1 protein-coding gene is annotated in these 608 nt (G+C 62.2%); it reads right to left on the bottom strand.

The window, feature by feature from the left end; all coding sequences use genetic code 11:
* On the bottom strand, nt 1-608 hold a 608-nt coding region (locus RM50_RS20915), incomplete at both ends, for a hypothetical protein (RefSeq protein WP_043456335.1).

Raw genomic sequence — 608 nt, 5'->3', positions numbered from 1 at the left:
GGTGGGTCCTTCGTTGGCGAGGAATTCGTAGCCGGTTTCGGGTCCGTACTTTTCGCCGCCTGCGGTGACCTGGCCGTTGGTCTGGAACAGGATTTCGATGGACGGGAACTGGCCGGCCTGGTAGGTCGCGCCGGCTTCGAGTTTGATCAGGCCGATGCGGAAGTTGCGCTCGGTGAAGGAGCCCAGCCATTTCTCGGAGACGCCCTGATCAGCCGAGGGCAGCCATTCGTAGGCGTTGGGGTTCATGGCAATGACGTCTTCATAGCGCGGGGTGGCGAACTCGAGTTTGCCGCCCGTGGCGTGTTCGAAGATCGCCTGTGATCCGTCCACGGTCTGCGCTACACCGTTGGAGTCAGTGTAGTGGTAAAGGCCCTTCTTGAACTCGCCGGTCTTTTCCAACTCGGAGTTGGTCGCTTCACGCTGGGCGACGGAGAGGTAACCCTGGCCGCTGGCACCGCCAGCTTGCAGGACCAGAGTGCGCAGGCCCTCGGCTCGTTCCTGCGGGCCGTAGTGGACGCTTTCGGGGAAATATCCGATCCAGCCTTCTTCCAGGTAATCGTCCTCGGAGTACGGCAGCCGGCCCTGGAGGACATAGCGGACCTGGTCGA

Source organism: Pseudarthrobacter phenanthrenivorans, from assembly GCF_000813845.1.
Lineage (GTDB): Bacteria > Actinomycetota > Actinomycetes > Actinomycetales > Micrococcaceae > Arthrobacter > Arthrobacter phenanthrenivorans_B.
This window is presented reverse-complemented; position numbering and strand designations above follow the sequence as displayed.